This is a genomic window from Microbacterium sp. BR1, assembly GCF_002812725.1.
Classification (GTDB): Bacteria; Actinomycetota; Actinomycetes; order Actinomycetales; family Microbacteriaceae; genus Microbacterium.
Genome location: NZ_NMUN01000004.1, coordinates 514,437 through 532,787, shown reverse-complemented (window position 1 = coordinate 532,787; position 18,351 = coordinate 514,437). Strand labels below are relative to the sequence as shown.

Annotated in this window: 20 protein-coding genes; 11 read left to right on the top strand and 9 right to left on the bottom strand. The window is 67.3% G+C overall.

Going from position 1 to position 18,351, the window contains the following annotated elements; genetic code table 11:
• The first annotated feature begins 25 nt into the window (after window positions 1-25).
• From CGU35_RS06680 to lnt, 6 genes are all read left to right on the top strand, one after another.
• Window positions 26-1,009 (top strand): helix-turn-helix transcriptional regulator, encoded by a 984-nt coding sequence (locus tag CGU35_RS06680; protein WP_232711176.1) that lies wholly within the window; start codon window positions 26-28, stop codon window positions 1,007-1,009.
• Entirely contained in the window at window positions 1,006-1,953 is a 948-nt protein-coding gene (locus tag CGU35_RS06675; protein ID WP_100810781.1) for a helix-turn-helix transcriptional regulator, read from the top strand. Before CGU35_RS06680 ends, CGU35_RS06675 begins: the two co-directional genes overlap by 4 nt.
• Before the next feature lie 84 nt (window positions 1,954-2,037).
• Window positions 2,038-2,304, top strand: coding sequence for a Sec-independent protein translocase subunit TatA (tatA, locus tag CGU35_RS06670; protein WP_100810780.1), 267 nt, complete (start codon window positions 2,038-2,040; stop codon window positions 2,302-2,304).
• A gap of 66 nt (window positions 2,305-2,370) precedes the next feature.
• The gene (gene tatC, locus CGU35_RS06665) at window positions 2,371-3,147 is read left to right on the top strand and encodes a twin-arginine translocase subunit TatC (protein ID WP_100811326.1); all 777 of its coding nucleotides are present in this window, start codon (window positions 2,371-2,373) and stop codon (window positions 3,145-3,147) included.
• A complete protein-coding gene (locus tag CGU35_RS06660; protein ID WP_100810779.1) occupies window positions 3,144-5,660 on the top strand; it encodes a DEAD/DEAH box helicase in 2,517 nt (838 codons plus the stop codon). The genes tatC and CGU35_RS06660 overlap by 4 nt, the downstream gene beginning before the upstream one ends.
• Window positions 5,661-5,683: 23 nt before the next feature.
• The gene (gene lnt / locus CGU35_RS06655) at window positions 5,684-7,219 is read left to right on the top strand and encodes an apolipoprotein N-acyltransferase (protein ID WP_100810778.1); all 1,536 of its coding nucleotides are present in this window, start codon (window positions 5,684-5,686) and stop codon (window positions 7,217-7,219) included.
• An 85-nt stretch (window positions 7,220-7,304) separates the two neighbouring features.
• Here the strand turns inward: lnt and CGU35_RS06650 are convergent, their stop codons facing one another.
• The 4 genes from CGU35_RS06650 to CGU35_RS06635 form a co-directional block, all read right to left on the bottom strand.
• Window positions 7,305-7,688, bottom strand: coding sequence for an RNA polymerase-binding protein RbpA (locus CGU35_RS06650; RefSeq protein WP_100810777.1), 384 nt, complete (start codon window positions 7,686-7,688; stop codon window positions 7,305-7,307).
• A gap of 149 nt (window positions 7,689-7,837) precedes the next feature.
• Window positions 7,838-8,614, bottom strand: a complete 777-nt coding sequence (locus CGU35_RS06645; protein WP_100811325.1) for a glycerophosphodiester phosphodiesterase family protein — start codon at window positions 8,612-8,614, stop codon at window positions 7,838-7,840.
• Between the two features lie 25 nt (window positions 8,615-8,639).
• The gene (locus CGU35_RS06640; RefSeq protein WP_100810776.1) at window positions 8,640-9,596 is read right to left on the bottom strand and encodes an SPFH domain-containing protein; all 957 of its coding nucleotides are present in this window, start codon (window positions 9,594-9,596) and stop codon (window positions 8,640-8,642) included.
• Window positions 9,593-10,084 carry an NfeD family protein gene (locus CGU35_RS06635; protein ID WP_232711175.1) on the bottom strand — a complete coding sequence of 164 codons (492 nt, stop codon included), beginning with the start codon at window positions 10,082-10,084 and terminating at the stop codon, window positions 9,593-9,595. The genes CGU35_RS06640 and CGU35_RS06635 overlap by 4 nt, the downstream gene beginning before the upstream one ends.
• Before the next feature lie 132 nt (window positions 10,085-10,216).
• Between CGU35_RS06635 and CGU35_RS06630 the strand changes: the two genes are divergently transcribed.
• The gene (locus tag CGU35_RS06630) at window positions 10,217-10,975 is read left to right on the top strand and encodes an SDR family oxidoreductase (protein ID WP_100810774.1); all 759 of its coding nucleotides are present in this window, start codon (window positions 10,217-10,219) and stop codon (window positions 10,973-10,975) included.
• A 66-nt stretch (window positions 10,976-11,041) separates the two neighbouring features.
• Here CGU35_RS06630 and CGU35_RS06625 read toward each other — a convergent pair whose 3' ends face one another.
• Together CGU35_RS06625 and CGU35_RS06620 are read right to left on the bottom strand one after the other, a co-directional pair.
• The gene (locus CGU35_RS06625; protein ID WP_100810773.1) at window positions 11,042-11,596 is read right to left on the bottom strand and encodes an HdeD family acid-resistance protein; all 555 of its coding nucleotides are present in this window, start codon (window positions 11,594-11,596) and stop codon (window positions 11,042-11,044) included.
• A 92-nt stretch (window positions 11,597-11,688) separates the two neighbouring features.
• Window positions 11,689-12,612 carry an AEC family transporter gene (locus CGU35_RS06620; RefSeq protein ID WP_100811324.1) on the bottom strand — a complete coding sequence of 308 codons (924 nt, stop codon included), beginning with the start codon at window positions 12,610-12,612 and terminating at the stop codon, window positions 11,689-11,691.
• A 176-nt stretch (window positions 12,613-12,788) separates the two neighbouring features.
• On the opposite strand from CGU35_RS06620, the gene CGU35_RS06615 reads away from it, so the two are divergent.
• The 3 genes from CGU35_RS06615 to CGU35_RS06605 are packed head-to-tail and all read left to right on the top strand — an operon-like array spanning window position 12,789 to window position 14,379.
• Window positions 12,789-13,382 (top strand): molybdopterin-dependent oxidoreductase, encoded by a 594-nt coding sequence (locus CGU35_RS06615; protein WP_100810772.1) that lies wholly within the window; start codon window positions 12,789-12,791, stop codon window positions 13,380-13,382.
• Window positions 13,376-14,101: an FAD-binding oxidoreductase gene (locus CGU35_RS06610; protein WP_181003376.1), complete on the top strand. Its 726-nt coding sequence runs from the start codon at window positions 13,376-13,378 to the stop codon at window positions 14,099-14,101. Before CGU35_RS06615 ends, CGU35_RS06610 begins: the two co-directional genes overlap by 7 nt.
• Window positions 14,098-14,379 (top strand): DUF6510 family protein, encoded by a 282-nt coding sequence (locus tag CGU35_RS06605; RefSeq protein WP_232711174.1) that lies wholly within the window; start codon window positions 14,098-14,100, stop codon window positions 14,377-14,379. Before CGU35_RS06610 ends, CGU35_RS06605 begins: the two co-directional genes overlap by 4 nt.
• Before the next feature lie 113 nt (window positions 14,380-14,492).
• Here the strand turns inward: CGU35_RS06605 and CGU35_RS06600 are convergent, their stop codons facing one another.
• The 3 genes from CGU35_RS06600 to helR all read right to left on the bottom strand — a co-directional run bounded on the left by CGU35_RS06600 (window position 14,493) and on the right by helR (window position 17,669).
• Window positions 14,493-14,870: a GntR family transcriptional regulator gene (locus CGU35_RS06600; protein ID WP_100810769.1), complete on the bottom strand. Its 378-nt coding sequence runs from the start codon at window positions 14,868-14,870 to the stop codon at window positions 14,493-14,495.
• Window positions 14,871-15,101: 231 nt separating this feature from the next.
• Window positions 15,102-15,419, bottom strand: coding sequence for a hypothetical protein (locus CGU35_RS06595; protein WP_146048017.1), 318 nt, complete (start codon window positions 15,417-15,419; stop codon window positions 15,102-15,104).
• Window positions 15,420-15,494: 75 nt separating this feature from the next.
• Window positions 15,495-17,669, bottom strand: coding sequence for an RNA polymerase recycling motor ATPase HelR (gene helR / locus CGU35_RS06590; RefSeq protein ID WP_100810767.1), 2,175 nt, complete (start codon window positions 17,667-17,669; stop codon window positions 15,495-15,497).
• Between the two features lie 110 nt (window positions 17,670-17,779).
• On the opposite strand from helR, the gene CGU35_RS06585 reads away from it, so the two are divergent.
• Window positions 17,780-18,349, top strand: a complete 570-nt coding sequence (locus CGU35_RS06585) for a dihydrofolate reductase family protein (protein ID WP_100810766.1) — start codon at window positions 17,780-17,782, stop codon at window positions 18,347-18,349.
• Window positions 18,350-18,351 lie beyond the last annotated feature (2 nt).

The window sequence follows — 18,351 nt, the reverse complement described above, 5'->3', positions numbered from 1 at the left end:
CCGTGTCCGCGCCTAGGATGGGTCCGTGCCGGAGAAGATTGCGCCCGAGGAGCGACTGCTCAGCCTGACCGTCGCGCTCATGGCGCATCGGTACGGTTTGACGAAGGAGCAGATCCTGTCGTCCGTCTCGGGCTACCGCGAGGCACGCGCCGAGGGTCGCAGCTCGGACGCCCTCGAGAAGATGTTCGAGCGCGACAAGGACGCTCTCCGAGACCTGGGCGTACCAATCCACACCGTCGGCGATTACGCGGATCCCGATGATCTGCGGGAGGCGCGCTATCTGATCCCGAAGGCCGAATACCTGCTTCCGGAGGACATCACTTTCACGCCCGCCGAGGTCGCCGTCCTGAACGTCGCGGCCGCGGTATGGGGCGAGAGCTCGATGTCGGCGGATGCGAGCGCCGCACTGCGCAAGATCCGGGCTCTGGGGATCGAGGTCGACGAACCGATCATCGGGTTCGCCCCGCGCGTTTCCGCCCGGGATCCCGCCTTTGCGCCGCTGCGCCAGGCGAACGATCAGGCGCGGGTCGTGCGCTTCACGTACGTCAAGCCGGGAGACGACGTGCCCCGCCTGCGCACGGTCGAACCGCACGCACTGATCGAGTTCGAGGGTCGCTGGCACGTGCACGGAATCGATCGCGACCTGGGCCAGACACGGACCTTTCTGCTGTCGCGGATCGTCGGAGACGTGATCGTGACGAAGGACGTTTTCGACCCGGCGGTGCGTGTGGGCGCGGGGGAGCGAGCCCGTCTCGGTCTCGAGGACGTCTCCGCGCAGAACGTCGCTGAGCTCCGCGTTCAGGATGCGACCGAGGCCGCCGTGCGGTTGCGGCGGCGGGGAACACGTGACGGGGGAGTGCTGCGCGTGCGGTTCGTCGATATCCACGTTCTGGCCGACGAACTCGCCTCGTATGGTCCCGAGGTCCTGGTCGAGGGTCCGCCCGCCCTGCGGGCCGAGGTCATCGCTCGGCTGCGGCGAACGCTCGAGGCGCATGGGGTGAGCGCATGACGCCTGAGAAGCCGCTGCTCGCGATCGACCGTGTCGCGATCGTCATGAACCTCGTGCCGTACCTGGTCGAACGCGGGCCCGTTTCGGTCGCCGAGGCCGCACGCGAGCTCGACGTGGCACCCGACGTGCTGCGACGGTTGGCCGAGGGGCTCGTCGTCATCGGCCTGCCCGACGGCATGCACAACGACCTCTTCGACATCGACTGGGACCTGCTCGACGAGCACGACGAGCTGCAACTGCTCAACACCGTCGCCTTCGAGCGCGCCCCGCGGCTGACGGCTCGCGAGGCCGCGGCGTTGCTCGCCGGGCTGCAGCTCGCGGGCGCCGCTCCCGGCGTCGCCGCTCAGGGTGTCGTGCCGGGGCTCATCGCGAAGCTGTCGCGCGGTGCGAGCGCCGCACCGGCCGAGTTGACCGTCACCGCGAACCCGGGTGACGAGGTGCGTTCCGCGGTGATGGACGCGCTCGACCGCGGCATGGCCGTGTCGTTCACGCATCAGAAGCCGGATGCCTCGCCCACCACGCGCACCGTCGACCCCGTCAAGATCTTGGTCAAGGACGACCAGTGGTACCTGCGCGGCTGGTGCCACATGCGCCGCGACATGCGGACGTTCCATCTCGATCGGATCAGCGATGTCGTGGTCACCGATGTCCCGGCCGGTGTCCACGATGATCCCGAGGCCAGCATCTTCAGCGGCGCGGACGGACCGCTCGAGGCGACCATCCGCTTCACGTCGCACGTGGCGCCCCTGCTCGGGCAGTTCCTGGATCATGCGGTCGTGACGTCCGAGGGAGCCCGATCGCGTGCGGTGCTCCGCGTCGCGGACCCGACGCAGCTCAAGCGCCTGGCTGCCCGTCGCGGGGGCGAAGTCGAGATCGTCGCCCCGGACGAGGCGCGCATCGCCGCGGTGGAGTGGGCACGCGCGGGTCTCGCGCAATACACGTAGGACGCCGCGCCTTCAGGGCTGCCCCAGCGTGCCGGGGGTAGACTGAAATCTGCGCACGTTCTGGCGATACGACGGAGAGAGCACATGCTAGGCAACCTTCAGGGGTGGCACTTCCTCATCCTTCTTGCAGTGATCCTGCTTCTCTTCGGCGCCGCCAAACTCCCCGCTCTGGCGCGCAGCATGGGCCAGTCGGCCCGCGTGTTCCGCGGTGAGATGAAGGCCATGAAGGAAGAAGATGCGGCCTCGGATTCCGCCAAGGCGGATCAGAGCGCGGCTCCTTATCCGCCGGCGGCCACGGGCCTCACCCCGCCGCCGCCCGCATCGGGCGGAAGCCCCGAACCCAAGCCGTAGCAACGCGTGGCCACGACCGACGCGGGCGTGACCGTCTCGGAGGACGAACCACGCCGCGAGAAGCGGATGTCCCTCGCCGGGCATCTCGTCGAGCTACGTCGGCGTCTGATGATCGCCGCGCTTGGCGTCGTCGTCGCGATGGTCATCGCGTTCTTCATCACGGACGGCGTCATCTCGCTGTTGAATGAGCCGATCCTGGCCGCAGCGGAGCGCCGCGGTCAGACGATGGACGGCCAGTCGCTCACGGCACTGAATTTCACGACGGTCACGAGTGGATTCGATCTGCGGATCCGCATCGCCTTCGCTCTCGGTCTCCTCATCTCCGCACCGGTTTGGCTCTGGCAGATCTGGGCATTCATCATGCCGGGGCTCACACGCAAAGAGATCCGCTACACCTGGTCGTTCGCCGCGGCGGCCGTGCCTTTGTTCTTCGCCGGCTGCGCCGTCGGGTTCCTGATCATCCCGCACGTGATCGACCTGATGACCTCCTTCGTCCCGAACGGTGCAGCGCTGCTGTTCACCTACGACACCTACTACGACTTCGTGTTCAAGTTCTTCATCGTCCTGGGAGTCGCATTCGTGCTGCCCGTCTTCCTCGTCGCGCTGAACGTCGCGGGGGTCATGAGCGGCATGGCAATCCTGAAGGGATGGCGTGTCGCGGTGCTCATCGCGGCCGTCTTCGCGGCGCTCGCGACCCCGGCGGCGGACGTGACCTCGATGCTGCTGCTGATGGGCATCATGATCGTGCTGTATCTGGCCGCGGCGGCGTTCTCGGTGCTCTTCGACCGTCGTCGTCGGCGGCGTGAGCCACCCCTGCTCCCCACTCCCGGGATCGACGGGTGAGTCCCTCGGCCGAGGTTCCCCGTCCCGCCGAGCGATTCGCTGCCGCACGCGAAGCACAACGCCACCCGGTGACGTCCGCCTTCGCCGAGGCGCAGCCGTTCGACCTCGATCCCTTCCAGATTGCCGGATGCCAGGCGCTCGAGGAGGGCCGGAGCGTTCTGGTTGCGGCGCCCACCGGCGCGGGCAAGACGATCGTCGGCGAGTTCGCCATCCATCTGGCGATGCTGTCGGTGCGCGGCAAAGCCTTCTACACGACGCCGATGAAGGCGCTGTCGAATCAGAAGTTCCGCGAGCTCCAGCAGGTCTACGGTGCCGACCAGGTCGGGTTGCTCACGGGTGACACCAACATCAACGGCAACGCCCGCGTCGTCGTCATGACGACCGAAGTGCTGCGCAACATGCTCTACGCGGACTCGCCCGCGCTGCGCGATCTCTCGTTCGTGGTGATGGATGAGGTCCACTACCTCGCCGACCGTTTTCGAGGCGCCGTGTGGGAGGAGGTCATCATCCACCTGCACCGCTCGGTGAGACTCGTGTCGCTGTCCGCCACCGTCTCGAACGCCGAAGAGTTCGGCGACTGGCTCGACACCGTGCGCGGCGACACCGAGGTCATCGTCTCCGAGACGCGGCCCGTGCCGCTCGAGCAGCACGTGCTAGTGCGCAGCGATCTCCTCCCCCTCTTCGACGACCGGGCCGGTATCGCGACCGCGCAGGTCAACCAGGAACTCATGCGCATCAGGTCGGTCAAGGGACCGAACTTCGAGAACAATCGCCGCGCTCAGAGCATGAACAGCGGTCGCCAGGCCGGTTGCTACGAACCGACGCGTGGCCGCCCGCACAAGGCTGGCCAACGGTCCGGCGGTCAGCGCCCGGTCCGCCCGAGCAACGTGCAGCGCATCGAACGGATGGACCGTCCCGACGTCGTCGAACTGCTCCGCCGGAACAACCTGTTGCCCGCGATCTTCTTCATCTTCAGCCGTGCCGGATGCGAGCAGGCCGTTGCACAGGTGCGGCGTGCGAATCTGCGGCTCACGACACCCGAAGAGCGCGCCGAGATCCGTGCCGTGGTCGAAGACCGCACGCGTTCGCTCCCCGACGAGGACCTCGCCGTGCTCGGCTTCTGGGAGTGGCGCGAGAACCTCGAGCGCGGCGTCGCGGCCCACCATGCCGGCATCCTGCCCGCCTTCAAGGAGGTCGTCGAAGAGCTCTTCCAGCGCAAGCTCGTGCGCGCGGTCTTCGCGACCGAGACCCTCGCGCTCGGCATCAACATGCCGGCGCGAACCGTCGTGCTCGAGAAGCTGGAGAAATTCAACGGCGAGGCGCGCGTGGCGATCACGTCGGGGGAGTACACGCAGCTGACGGGGCGCGCGGGCCGGCGCGGAATCGATGTGGAAGGCCACGCGGTCATCCAGTGGACCGAGGGGCTCGATCCGCAGGCCGTAGCCGCTCTGGCATCGCGGCGCACGTACCCGCTGCACTCGAGCTTCCGCCCCACCTACAACATGGCCGTGAACCTGATCGATCGGTACGGCCGGGCACGCGCTCGGGAGTTGCTCGAATCCTCGTTCGCCCAGTTCCAGGCCGACCGTGCCGTCGTGGGCCTCGCTCGCCAGGTGCGTGAGCAGGAAGAATCGCTCGCCGGCTACGAGAAGGCGATGACGTGTGATCGCGGCGACTTCTCCGAGTATTCGCGGATCCGGCGCGAGCTGAGCGATCTCGAGAAGCAGAACCGTGGCGAGTTCCTCGGGTCCAAGGCCGCGCGCGAACGCCGACAGGCGCAGATCCGTGACCTGCGCACGCGGATGCAGCGGCATCCGTCCCACACCTGTCCCGATCGCGAGGCGCACGCGCGGTGGGCCGAGCGGTACTGGAAGCTCAAGCGTCAGGTCGACAAGACCCGGCGTGAGATCGACACCCGTACCGGCACGGTCGCGCGCCAGTTCGACCGAGTCACGGACGTGCTCGCCGCGCTCGACTACCTGCGTGTCGGTGAGGACGGCGGCACGGCACTGACGGATGCCGGGCGCACGATGCGCCGCATCTACGGTGAGCGCGACCTGCTGGTCGCCGAGTCGTTGCGGCGCGGGTTGTGGGATCGGTTGGATGCGCCGGCGCTGGCCGCTCTGGCGAGCTGCCTGGTGTACGAACCGCGCCGCGACTCCGCGGGGCCGGGCGAGCACGGGTTGCCGGGCGGTGAGTTCCGCGTCGCTCTGAGCGCGACCGAGGAGCTCTGGTCGGATCTGGACGACCTCGAGCGGGAACACCGGCTGCCGGGTTCGGAACCGCTCGCGACGGGTCTCGCGCGAGCGATGCGGGCCTGGGCGCGGGGGATGCCGCTCGACCGTGTGCTCGAAGACGCCGACATGGCCGCGGGAGACTTCGTGCGGTGGTGCAAGCAGACGATCGATCTGCTCGATCAGCTGTCACTCGTCGCCGAAGGGGACCTCGGACGCACCGCCCGTGCCGCGCTCGACGGGGTCCGTCGCGGCATCGTCGCGTACAGCGCGGTCTGATCGCGTCCGCGTAGGGTTGTCGGATGCCCCTGAAACGCGTCGAGGTGCGCCCTGTGCTGCCCCTCTGGGCCGCCGTGCCCGCCTCGATCGCCGCCGGGTTCTGTCTCGATCTGGCCTTCCCGGATGTCGCCTGGTGGCCCCTCGCCTTCGTCGCGGTCGTTCTCGCACTCGTGTCGATCATCGGGCGTCGCGCCTGGAGTTCGGTCCTGGTCGGGTTCGCTTTCGCGGCGCCGTTCTTCCTCACCAACCAGGTCTTCACCGCGCGCTACCTCGGGCCGGTTCCCTGGCTCGCTCTGTCGCTCTTCGAGGCCGTGATCACGGCCGCGCTCACGGTGACGATCGCTTTCGCGTACCGCTGGGTGCCGCGGGCCGTGCCCTCGCTCTGGGCGCGGCTCATCGTTCTGCCGCTCATCGTGGCGGGCCTGTGGTGCGTACGCGAGCTGGTCGTCGGCTCGTGGCCCTACGGCGGTTACCCTTGGGGGCGTGTGGGGATCACCCAGACGAACGGGCCCTTCGCCGAGCTGGCGTCGTGGGTGGGGGTCACCGGCCTCAGCTTCTTCGTCGTGGCATTCTGCGCGGCCGTCATCGAGTACGTGCGTGCCGCACGATTCACCGACCTGCGCACGGCCCTGCCTGCTGCATCGATCCTTGTGGTCCTCGCGATCGCTCCCCAATTCCCGACGTCGGATGCCGGGACCATGCGTGTCGGCTCCGTGCAGGGCAACGGTCCCTCGGGGTATTTCGACCGTGCCCCGGCCGGTGCCGTGCTCAACGCTCAGCTCGCCGCGACCCGGCCGCTCTACGGGGAGCAGCTGGACGTGCTGCTGTGGCCCGAAGGCGGCGTCGACTCAGACCCCCGGAACAACGCGGACACCGCGCGCGTGCTCGATGCCGTCGCCGAACGTGCCGGCGCGCCCCTGATCATGAACGCGGCATCCGAGCGGGACGGACTCTTCTTCAACTCCTCGATGCTCTGGGAGGCGGGGGAGGGCGCTGTCGCGACCTATGACAAGAGGCATCCCGTACCGTTCGGTGAGTATGTGCCGGATCGCTGGTTCTACCGCCTGTTCGCGCCCGACCTGATCGATCTGATCCAGCGCGAGTACACGCCCGGCACAGCGACGCCGATGTTCGACGTCGACGGCGTCGGGGTGGGTCTGGCCATCTGCTTCGACGTGATCTACGACGAGGTGATCTGGACGGGAGCGCGCGATGGCGCGCAGGTATACATGTTCCAGACGAACAACGCCGATTTCCGCGGAACCGATGAGAACCTTCAGCAGCTCGCGTTCGCCCGCATGCGCGCGATCGAGACGGGCCGTGCGGTGGTCAACCTCTCGACAGTCGGCACGAGTCAGGTGATCGCACCTGACGGGAGCCAGATCGACGGCCTGCCGGTGGACGTGGCGGGGCACATGCTCACGGAGGTGCCGCTCCGCACAGGACTCACCCCGGCCGTCGTGCTCGGCGAGGCCGTTCCGATCGTCATCGCGGGTGGCAGCCTGCTCGCTCTGCTTGCCGCGGGGATCGTCGTGCGTCCCCGGCGGCGCATCGCCTGAGGGGTCGACGGGCCCGGTTTCTTGTCGGGACATGCGAGAGGGGCCGGATGCCTCGGCATCCGACCCCTCTCTTCGTCGTGTGGGCTCAGGCCCCGAGCAGCAGGCTGTCGGGGTTCTGGCCGGCGCCGCGGCGTGCGCGCAGGTACGCGAGACGCTCTTCGAGGAGCTCCTCGAGTTCGGCGCGCGAGCGGCGCTCGAGCAGCATGTCCCAGTGCGTGCGCGGGATCTTGTCGGCGCTGTGATCGATCGTCACGGCCTCGTTGTCGACGACCAGTGCGGCCTCGGCACCGCAGGTGCGGCACTCCCAGGCCTCGGGTGCCTCAGCATCGGCCGCGAACACCAGCTTGGTCTGTCGTTCGCACACGGTACACGCGTAGGTGTACTCCGTGCGTTCCATGAATACGACGCCCTCTTCGCTCTGTAGGCTCTGGGCGCCGAGACGCATGCCCCGTAGGCTGCGATCTGCCATCGTGTGGTCTCCTCGGCGTGTGTATGACGGAGCCTTCGTGACTCCTCCTTCCGGTATAACGCCCTGACCTGGATGGTTCATCCGAACGGGCCGTACGGGCCCGGCATTCCCAGTGAACGCACAGTGTTGCGGATGTCAGAATGGTCGGTTCATGCCAGGGCGTCGAGAGCCACATCCGTCCGGTCCGTGACGATCCCGTCCACACCGAGCGCCACGAGGCGGCGCATCTCGTCCGGATCGTTCACCGTCCACACGTGCACCTCGACCCCGGACCCGTGCGCCGCGCGGATGAGGCGCGGCGTGAGCACGCGAAACCGGCCCTGACGCTCCGGGATCTGGATGGCATCGATGTCGGCGAACAGGCGGCGGGCGGCCCGCGCCGAGCCGAGGGCGACCGCCGCGAGCAGCCTGGCGATCGTGCCGGTCCCGGCGGACGTGGCAGGGCGCACGCCCGTCGTGGCACCGCTGGCAGCGGCGAGAGCCGTGAGGCGGCGCTGATCCGAGAAGCTCGTGAGCAGCACGCGTGCACCATGCTCGGCGACTGCGTGGCCGACCGGCACGGCCGCTCCGGGTGCCTTGACATCGAGGTTGAAGCGCAGCGTCGGAAAAGCGTCGAGGGTCTCGTCGAGCGTCGCCAAGCCACCCCGCGAGGCCATGAGCCGGCTGAGTTCACGAGCGTCGACGTCCGCGATCGGACGAGGATCGCCCGTAACGCGCCGCAGATCGTCGTCATGGAAGAGCACCACGACGCCGTCGCGGGTGAGGTGGCAGTCGGACTCGACGTATCGGACCCCCGCAGCGTGGGCCTGCGCGATCGCCGCAATCGAATTCTCTGCAATGCCCTCGTCCGCCATACGTGCAGTGACATGGCCGCGATGTGCGAGAACGCGGGGCGTGCCCGCATCCGAGAACCAGGGATGGCTCACGGGAACGCCGCCCACCGGATCACTCTCAGGGGAGCGGAGGAACGGGACTGGGCGCGGGCGGGGCCGCGGTCGGGTTGTCCGCGCCGCCGGGTGCCCTCACGCCGAAGGCGTTGGTGATGCCGCTCAGCGCCGCGGTGAACTCGCTCGGAATGATCCAGAGCTTGTTCGACGCTCCCTCACTGATCTTCGGCAGCGTCTGCAGGTACTGGTAGGCCAGCAGTTTCTCGTCCGCGTCGCCGACGTGGATCGCGTGGAAGACGGTCTGGATCGCCTGGGCCTCACCCTCTGCACGCAGCACTGCCGCCGCCTTGTCGCCCTCGGCGCGGAGGATCTCGGCCTGTCGTGCACCCTCTGCCGTCAGGATCGCGGACTGCTTCGTTCCCTCGGCCGTCAGGATGAGCGCCCGCCGGTCACGCTCGGCGCGCATCTGCTTCTCCATCGAATCCTGGATCGACGCGGGCGGGTCGATCGCCTTCAGCTCGACACGTCCGACTCGGATGCCCCACTTGCCTGTCGCCTCGTCGAGCACGATGCGCAGCTGGCCGTTGATCTCATCGCGGCTCGTCAGGGCTTCTTCCAGGTTCAGGCCACCCACGACGTTGCGGAGCGTGGTGGTCGTCAGCTGCTCGACGGCGCCGAGGTAGTTGTTGATCTCGTACGTCGCCGCGCGCGGGTCCGTCACCTGGAAGTAGATGACCGTGTCGATCGAGACGACCAGGTTGTCTTCGGTGATGACCGGTTGTGGCGGGAAGGACACGACCTGTTCGCGCAGGTCGATGAGCGGGCGCACCCGGTCGATGAAGGGAACCAGCAGGTTCAGCCCCGGCATCAGGGTGCGGTGGTATCGCCCGAGGCGCTCGACGACGCCAGCGGATGCCTGCGGAATGATCCGGATCGACCGAACGATGATGACGACGACGAAGATGAAGACCGCGAGCGCGAGCGTCCAGCCGATCGCCGTGGGGATGATGTCCTCGATCATGCGGGGGAGTCCTCCTGGATGACGTTCGTGGGCTCTGCGGGCTGAACGACGGCGGTCGCTCCATCGATCTGGGTGACGGTGACGCTGATGCCGGGGGTGATGTCGATGTCGGCATCGGCGCGGGCCGTCCAGATGTCGCCGTTGGCCAGACGCACCTGCCCGCCCATCGGACCGACGGTCGAGACGACGACCCCGCGCATCCCGCGGAGTGCGTCGATGTTGCTGAGTACCGGGTCCTCACCGCGGCGCAGGCGCCGCAGGAGCGGTGGGCGCAGGACGAGAAGCAGGAGTGCGGCGACGGCCGCGGCGATGATCACCTGCAGCCAGAGCGGTGCACCCGCGAGGTCCGACACGAGACCGGCGGCACCGCCGAGACCGAGCATCAGGAAGGTCATCTCGAGCGTCAGCGTCTCGATCGTGAAGAAGACCAGGATCAGGACGATCCATCCGATCCACGCGAACTGATCGATGTTCTGGATGAGTTCCACGGTAGGCCTCCTCCTCATCGAACCTAGCACGCGGGTGGTCCCGGAAGGCGGGGGGAATGCGCCGGAACGACGGGCGAACCACGCCCGCTTGGTAGGGTCGAGACGTCTCACCCCGCCATCCCAGGAGTACGCATGTCACAGCCCCTCGCACCCGGTTCTCTCGCAGGAAAGCGGGCGCTCGTGACGGGCTCATCCCGCGGTATCGGTGCCGACACAGTCCGCTACCTCGCCGAGGCGGGAGCCGATGTCGTCATCAACTTCCGCAACAAGGCTCCCCGTGCCGAGAAGCTCGCCGCGCAGGTGCGTGAGCTCGGCGTCCGAGCCCTCGTGATCGGTGCGGATCTGACCGACGCCGACTCGGTGGGCACCATGTACGCCGAGATCGAGCGCGAGTTCGGTGGCCTCGACATCCTGGTCCTGAACGCTTCGGGGGGAATGGAGAGCGGGATGGGCGAGGACTACGCCCTCCTGCTCAATCGCGACGCGCAGGTCGGGGCGCTGCAGCGCGCACTGCCGCTGCTGGACGCCGGTTCGCGCGTCGTCTTCGTCACGAGTCACCAGGCGCACTTCATCCGGACCACGCCGACGATGGCCGAGTACGAGCCCGTCGCGTTGTCGAAGCGCGCGGGTGAGGATGCTCTGAGGGAGCTGATCCCGGATCTGACCGACCGAGGCATCGAGTTCGTCGTCGTCTCCGGAGACATGATCGAGGGCACGATCACGGCGACCCTGCTCGAGCGCGCGAACCCGGGCGCGATCGCGTCCCGCCGCGAGTCGGCCGGCAAGCTCTACAACGTGGGCGAGTTCGCGGCAGAGATCGCGCGCGCGACGATCGACCCGATCCCGGCGGACAACACGCGTCTGGTCGGCGATACGAGCGATTTCATCTGATCCACGGCACGAAAAAGCGCGCATCCCGGTTGTTCGGGATGCGCGCTCTCTCGTGCCAGCGGCCGCCTAGAGCGACTTGAAGGTGAAGGCGCGGATGATCTGGATGATGCCGAGCACGACGAGCGAGATGGCGAGCAGCCACCAGAGCACGAGTGCACCCCAGAGCGGCGAGAACAGCAGGATGATGCCCGCGACGATGCTGAGGATCGCGAAGAAGATCGTCCACCCCTTCGACGAGGAGCCACCGAGCGTCGTGAGCGCCACGACGCCCTCGACGATCCACATGATGCCGACGAGGATTCCGAGGAACAGCGCGAGCCAGGCGGCCGTCATGCCGAGGTTGAAGAAGGCGATGATGCCCGCGACGACGTAGATGAGGCCGAGCACGATGTGACCGACCCGCGACCATCCGCCCATGGACTTGGAGAAGATGCCGAGACCGGCATATACGAGGCCGCCCACGATGGCGTAGACGGCGATGATGGCCGTGACCACGATCGCGGTGCGGCCCGGCCAGACGAGGATGAGGACACCCACGATGAGCGCGATGGCGCCGCTCAGACCGAGGGCAGTGCGGATGCCGTTGACGGCAGCCTTTTCGACGGGGATGTCGGTGGACATGGCAGCGTCCTTTCTGGGAAATACCTGTGAGACACCAGGTTAGCGCTGTCGCGCGCTCGGCGCAGGTGCTCCGCGAGGCGTGTCTGGTGCGACTACGAGAGCAGGAGCGCGACGACGATCAGCACCGGGATGCATCCGATCGTCGTCAGGAAGATCGTGTCGCGCGCGATGCGTTCGCCGACGTCGTACCGTTGCGCGAAATTGAAGACGTTCTGCGCGGTCGGGAGCGCCGCGAGGACGACGACGGCAAGCACCTGATCGCGGGGGAGCGCGAACACGAACTGGCCGAGCGCCCAGGCGACGAGCGGCATCGCGATCAGTTTGAGCCCGCTCGCCAACAGGATGTCGCGACGGCGGCCCTTCGCCGTCAGCACGCGCGCTCCGGGCAGCGACAGACCGTACGAGATGAGCAGGATGGGCACGCACGCACCGGCGATGAGGGCGATCGGTTCCCAGACGACGGGCGGGAGTTGGATGCCGGTCAGCGCGACGACCACGCCGAGCGCAGCGCCGATCAGCATCGGGTTGCGTGCCGTCTGCTTCAGGATGCGCCCGACAGACGGTGCGGAGGTGCTGGTGGAGGCATCCAGCAGCACGAGCGCGATCGGCATGAAGACCAGCAGCTGCGCAAGGATCACCGGGGCTGAGAACGCGGCGTTGCCCAGCAGATACAGCGCGATGGGGATGCCGATGTTGTTCGCGTTGACGTAGCCCGAACCGAGTGCGCCCACCACGGTGTCGCCGAGCCCGCGGCGCCAGAGCAGACGGGCGAGCATCGCGTAGACCGCGAACATCGACACCGCGGTGAGGGCCGAGACCGGGAGCAGCGCGGAGAAGAGCGTCGGGATGTCGGCTTCGGCCAGCACGACGAAGAGCAGGAAGGGGGAGAGGACGAAGAACGTCAGGCGCGAGAGGACGAAGCGTGCGTGCTCGCCGAGGAGTCCCTGTCGGCCGAGGACGTAGCCGAGCGCTATGGCGAGTCCGACGACGGCGAACCCCGTGAGAACCCCGTTCATCGCGCACGGCCCGAGCATGGGGGGCGCTGTGCGCGGGGAGGGATCACGTCTCGAGCGTAACGATTTGCGACAAAGCGATGCGTCCTCGGACCGACCTGCTCGGATACGCTGTGGCACGGAGTAGCCCGTATCGGGCGTGGTTCGAGAGCCCGATTCGGGCGTGACGGGAGGCTGACGTGGCGATCTTCTCGCGAGGGTTCGGCGAGCGACGACGCGAGAGTGATCCGCGGTTGCCTCCCGGCCAGTACCTGACGGATGACTTTCCCGTTCTCTCGGCTGGACCCACGCCGCAGATCGACACGGGGGAGTGGTCCTTCTCGATCGCGACCGAAAAGGGCGTCGTGTCGACCTGGACGTGGGACGAGATCCACGCTCTCCCCATCGAAGACGTCGACACCGATATCCATTGCGTTACCCGGTGGTCGAAGCTCGGTACGAACTGGCGCGGTGTTTCGCTCGACACGCTGTTCGCGGGCGTCGACACAGTGGACGAGTACGTCATGGTGCATTCGTACGGTGGCTACACGACGAACCTCGCACTCGAGGATCTGCTGGGTGGCAAATCCTGGATCGCATTCGAGTTCGGCGGCGAGCCGCTCGACCCCGAGCACGGCGGCCCGGCCCGTCTTCTCGTGCCTCACCTGTATTTCTGGAAGAGCGCGAAGTGGGTTCGTGGCATCACCCTCCAGGCCCACGACGACCCGGGATTCTGGGAGCAGAACGGCTATCACACCCACGGTGATCCCTGGACCGAGGAACGCTATTGGTAACGCCCCGGACCTGGGCTGTCGCACAGGTCGCAGATGTCACGGCCGTTACGCCGAACGCCCGAGTCCTGGGCGTCGAGGTGCCCGGATGGCCGGGAAACCTGCCCGGGCAGCACGTCGACGTCCGCCTGACCGCGGAGGACGGCTACCAGGCAGTGCGTTCGTACTCTCTCGGTTCCTCCGGCACGGGGGAGCGTATCGAGCTCGCTATCGACGAGCATCCCGAGGGTGAAGTCTCGCCCTATCTGGTGCGCGAGGCGCAGCCGGGGGACCACCTCGAGATCCTCGGCCCCTTGGGCGGCTACTTCGTCTGGCGCGGCGAGGATGCTTCGCCCGTGCAGCTCATTGCGGGAGGTTCGGGCATCGTCCCTCTGCGCGCCATCGCACGCGCCCGGGCCTCGGCGGGAACCGGGCAACCGTTCCGGCTGCTGTACTCGGTGAAATCCCCGGAGGATGCGATATATCGCGATGATCTGATGGCGCTGGGGGAGCAGGGGATCGAGCTCACCTGGGCCTTCACACAACACGCGCCCGAGGGCTGGCCGGGCGTCGTGGGACGCCTGAACGCCGAAACGATCGCCGCCGCGGTCTTTCCGGCCACGGATGCGCCGACGGTCTATGTCTGCGGGCCGACGGCATTCGTCGAAGTCGTCTCGCGCAGACTCGTCGAACTCGGACACGATCCGGCGCGGATCAAGACCGAACGATTCGGAGGCGGATGATGGATCCACACAGGCGTGCGGCGCACGCGGACCACGTCGACGGAAACGTTCTGGCGGGCGCCCTCAGCCGACTTTTCGGTGGCGAGCCGACCGACATGGTGGCGGTTTGCGGCTCGTGCGGCGCGGCGGCGCGCATCGCGCAAGCGTGGGTGGAAATCGACGAGACCGCGGCAATCGTCCGGTGCAACTCGTGCACACACACGCTGGTGACGATCATGTTCGCCGAGGAGCCTCCCAGACTCGTCGTCTCGTCGCTGGGTGAACTGCGCGGTTCCTGATCCGCTGCCGGCCGTGACCGACGGAGTGTAGCAATGGGTTATCCCCGATAATGCACATTATGTCAGTTAAGGTCGAATCCACTCGCCCGTACGCTCAGGCGCACGCGCGAGGGTCAGCCCGACGGGGCTGTCGTGGTTCCGCTACGGAGCGCCGCCGAAACGAGTGCGAGCGCCTCTTCCGTGTCGAGGCGCAGAGCGCGCATCTGGTCGGCAAACACCGTCGCCGCCCGCTGTGCTTCGCGGTGTGCAGCATCGCCGTGCGGTGAGACGAACGTGCCGTTGCGTCCACGCGTTTCAATGACTCCGGATGCCTCGAGCTCTCGATAAGCGCGCGCGACCGTTCCCGCAGCAATGCCGAGATCCTCAGCGAGCCGCCGGACCGTCGGGAGTCGGGTCCCGGGTGCGAGTTCCCCCTCTGTCACCGCATCGAGGAGTTGGGTGCGCAGCTGCTCGAATGGCGGCACGGGTGATCGAGGATCTATGACGATCATGTGAGCTTCCCCTCCCCCGGCATCCCCTGATTCACACCCACATTGTGCCATCGTATGTATTACTGTGTCAATACATAACTGGGCCTGGTCATGGGGCCGCGTGGTGCATGAGGAACGGAGCCGACAGTACCGCGACCGTCGCGCCCAGGGCGATCGAAATGATCGCCCGCATCGAGGGCAACTCGTATGGCGGTTTCACACTCACACGCTACGTCGATCGCTCGCGGCGGGTCACAAGTCGTCCAGGTCTGTCCAATCGTATTTCGGCTCGACGGGCACCACGCCCGCTGTCGGTGTATCCCAGCCGAACTGCCGGAGTCGGCGTGCTTCTGCGGTCATCCGCTCGACGAGTTCGTCGTCGACCACGTCCTCGTCTTGTGAGCGCACCTCGTGCGCGATGAGTTGACTGGCCGGACCGATCAGAAGCTCTACGTTCCCCCTTCGGCCGTCGTCCTCGAGCGTGGGTACTTCGACGGTGGCCGATGCACTCACCTGTGACAGCGCCTGCGCATAGTCCAACAACGCGCGCGCGATCTCCGAGCCGGTCACGATCGAGTCCCCTGCGTAGTGGATCCTGTGCATGCTCCATGTGTATCAACCGCGGCTGTTGGCTCCCACCCCCTTTCATCCCGCGGTCGAATCCGCTACGCACCTGCTCGTGAGGATCACGAGCTGCTGGGTTGCGCGGGTCATCGCAACGTAGCGGTCGACCGCACCCGTGACTCCGGCACCGAATCCGTGCGGATCGACGAGCACGACAAGATCGAATTCGAGCCCCTTTGCCAACTCGGGAGTCAGCCAGCGCACTCTGTCGGACGAGGACTCCCGGGCGACAGCACCGATGACGCACGCGATCCCCTCCGCATGATCGGACAGCCAATCATCGAGGACTACTCCCAGCTCGGATACGTCGCCGCGCACAACCGGGATACTGCTCGATCGGATGGATTTCGGGACATTCGCGTCGGGCAGGACCGCACGGATGATCGGTTCTGCCTCCGACATGATCTCTTCGGGCGTGCGGTAGTTGACCGTCAGAGGTGCGACTCGGATGTCTCGGAATCCGACGCGCTCGAGCCGCTTCGCCCAGCTCTCCGCGAATCCGCGACGAGCTTGGGCGCGATCGCCCACGATCGTGAAGCTCCGCGAAGGGCAGCGGCTGAGCAACATACGCCACTCGGAATCGGTCAGTTCCTGCGCCTCGTCGACGACGACATGCGCGAAGGGCCCCACGAGTCGATCCGGGCGCGTTGTGGGCACGCGCGAATCGTCGATGAGCGATTGACGCGCATCGGCACCGCGCAGCATCGTTACGAGCCCCTCGCCATCGTCATCGGCGGCGATCAGATCGTCGACGACCTGTGTCATCCGCTCTTGCTCCGCCGCGAGTAGACGGTCGCGCTCGCGGGCCCGACGTGGACCCTCTGGGTCACCGATCCGTCGGCGCGCCGCGTCCAAGAAGGGCAGGTCGGGCGCCGTCCAAGCGTGTGGGTCTGGCCGCTGCAGGCGCGCGACCTCGTCCTCGGTCAACCACGGCGCGCACTGGTGCAGGTATGCCGGCGACGACCAGAGGTCCGCCACGACATTCACCGGATCGAGCACGGGCCATGCATCCGAGAATGCACGCATCAGCGCCTCGTCTCGTGCAAGAGTCCGACGCAACGCGGTGGGCGGCGCATCCTCCGCCTCGACGACGTCGACGAGCACATCGAGTAGTGCGTCCCAGACCTCGTCCCGTGCATCGTTGTGCGGCGTTGTCGGGTCCGCTGCGGCGAACGCATCGTCCCAATCCGCGGGTCCCACGGGGATGTCGCACCACGGCGTCTCGACGATCAGGTTCACGACCGGCGGATGCTCGTAGTAGCGCACGGCCGCCTCGACGGCGTCGAGCAGGCGACCCGACTCCTTGAGCATCGCCGTCCGGTGATCAGGTTCCGGTCCCGCGGTCGCACCCTCGACGACGAGATCTCGTAGCGTGCAGATCTGCACGCCTTCTTCGCCGAGGCTCGGCAGCACACCCGCCACATATGACAGGTACGGGCCGTGCGGACCGATCAACAGAACACCGCCGCGCCTCTCGGTGACCAGGGGATCGGCGTACAGCAGGTACGCCGTGCGGTGAAGAGCGACGACGGTCTTGCCCGTTCCCGGTCCCCCATCGACGACGAGCGCACCCCGGGAGTCTGCGCGGATGATCGCATCCTGATCGGCCTGAATCGTGCCGAGAACGTCGCGCATCTGTGCCGACCGGCTGGAGCCGAGGCTGGCGATGAAGGCCGACTCGTCGTCGAGTGCGACGTTCGCGACATCGGCGTCGCCGGATAGCACTTCGTCCCAGTAGTCGACGATGCGCGCGGCGTTCCACCGATACCGGCGGCGCGTCGTGACGTCCATCGGTTGCGCGCGGGTCGCGGCGAAGTACGGGGCGGCCGCCGGAACACGCCAATCGATCAGCAGACGACGACCCTCGCCGTCGGCCAATCCGAAGCGTCCGATATACACGGGGCTCACGGCATCCGTCCGCAGGAATCTGCCCAAGCACAGGTCGAGACGCAGGCGCTCGAGCGCGGACATCTCTGCCGTCAGACGGCGTACCCGTAGGTCGCGGTCGACGGCTTCCCACCCCGGGCGGACGATCTGAGCGCGAGCGGTATCGAGCCGCTCCCGCAGCACGACCAACGAGGAGTCGATCGTGGCAGCGACCGCGCGAAAGTGATCCGCGTCGGCACCGATCAGGCGCGCATCGGCTTTCGCTGAGAGATGGGAGGGAAGGGCGAAAACACTTGGGTTCGGAGTCACGATCGATGATTCTCCGCCGCCAGGGGGGCCTTGCCGCAAGCCCCCCTCGGGGCCATATCCTGGTAGTGGAAGGAAGTCGCGTGTCGGAGGTCACCCCTAGTCTCTGGTGCATGACTCGCGTCGTCTACTACACAGCAACCACGTTCGACGGGTTCATCGCGGACCCCTTCGATTCCCTCGGCTGGCTCTTTGCGGTGCCCGACGCGGCCGAGGCGGAGGCTGGCATCGCGTCGTTCATGGATCGGATCGGCGTGCTCGTCGAGGGTTCCACGACGTACGAATGGGTCGTCCGGCACGATCAGCTGCTCGATCATCCCGAGAAGTGGGCGCAGTTCTACGCGGACCGACCGACTTTCGTCTTCACCAGCCGCGAACGGACTGCCGTACCGGGAGCCGACATCCGATTCCGATCGGGTTCAGTAGCGGACGCATGGCCCCAGATTCTCGAGGCCGCCGGCGACAAGGACGTCTGGGTCGTCGGCGGCGGCGAGCTCGCTGGCCAGTTCGCCGACGCTGGGCTGCTCGACGAGATCGTGCTGAGCGTCGCGCCCGTCGCGCTCGGGTCCGGTCGGTCGCTTCTCCCCCGTCGGCTGGAATCCGATCGCCTCACGCTCACGGCGGTGCGACGCGTCGGCCAGTTCGCCGAGCTGACCTACTCTGTGGATAACTCGCGGCGCTGATC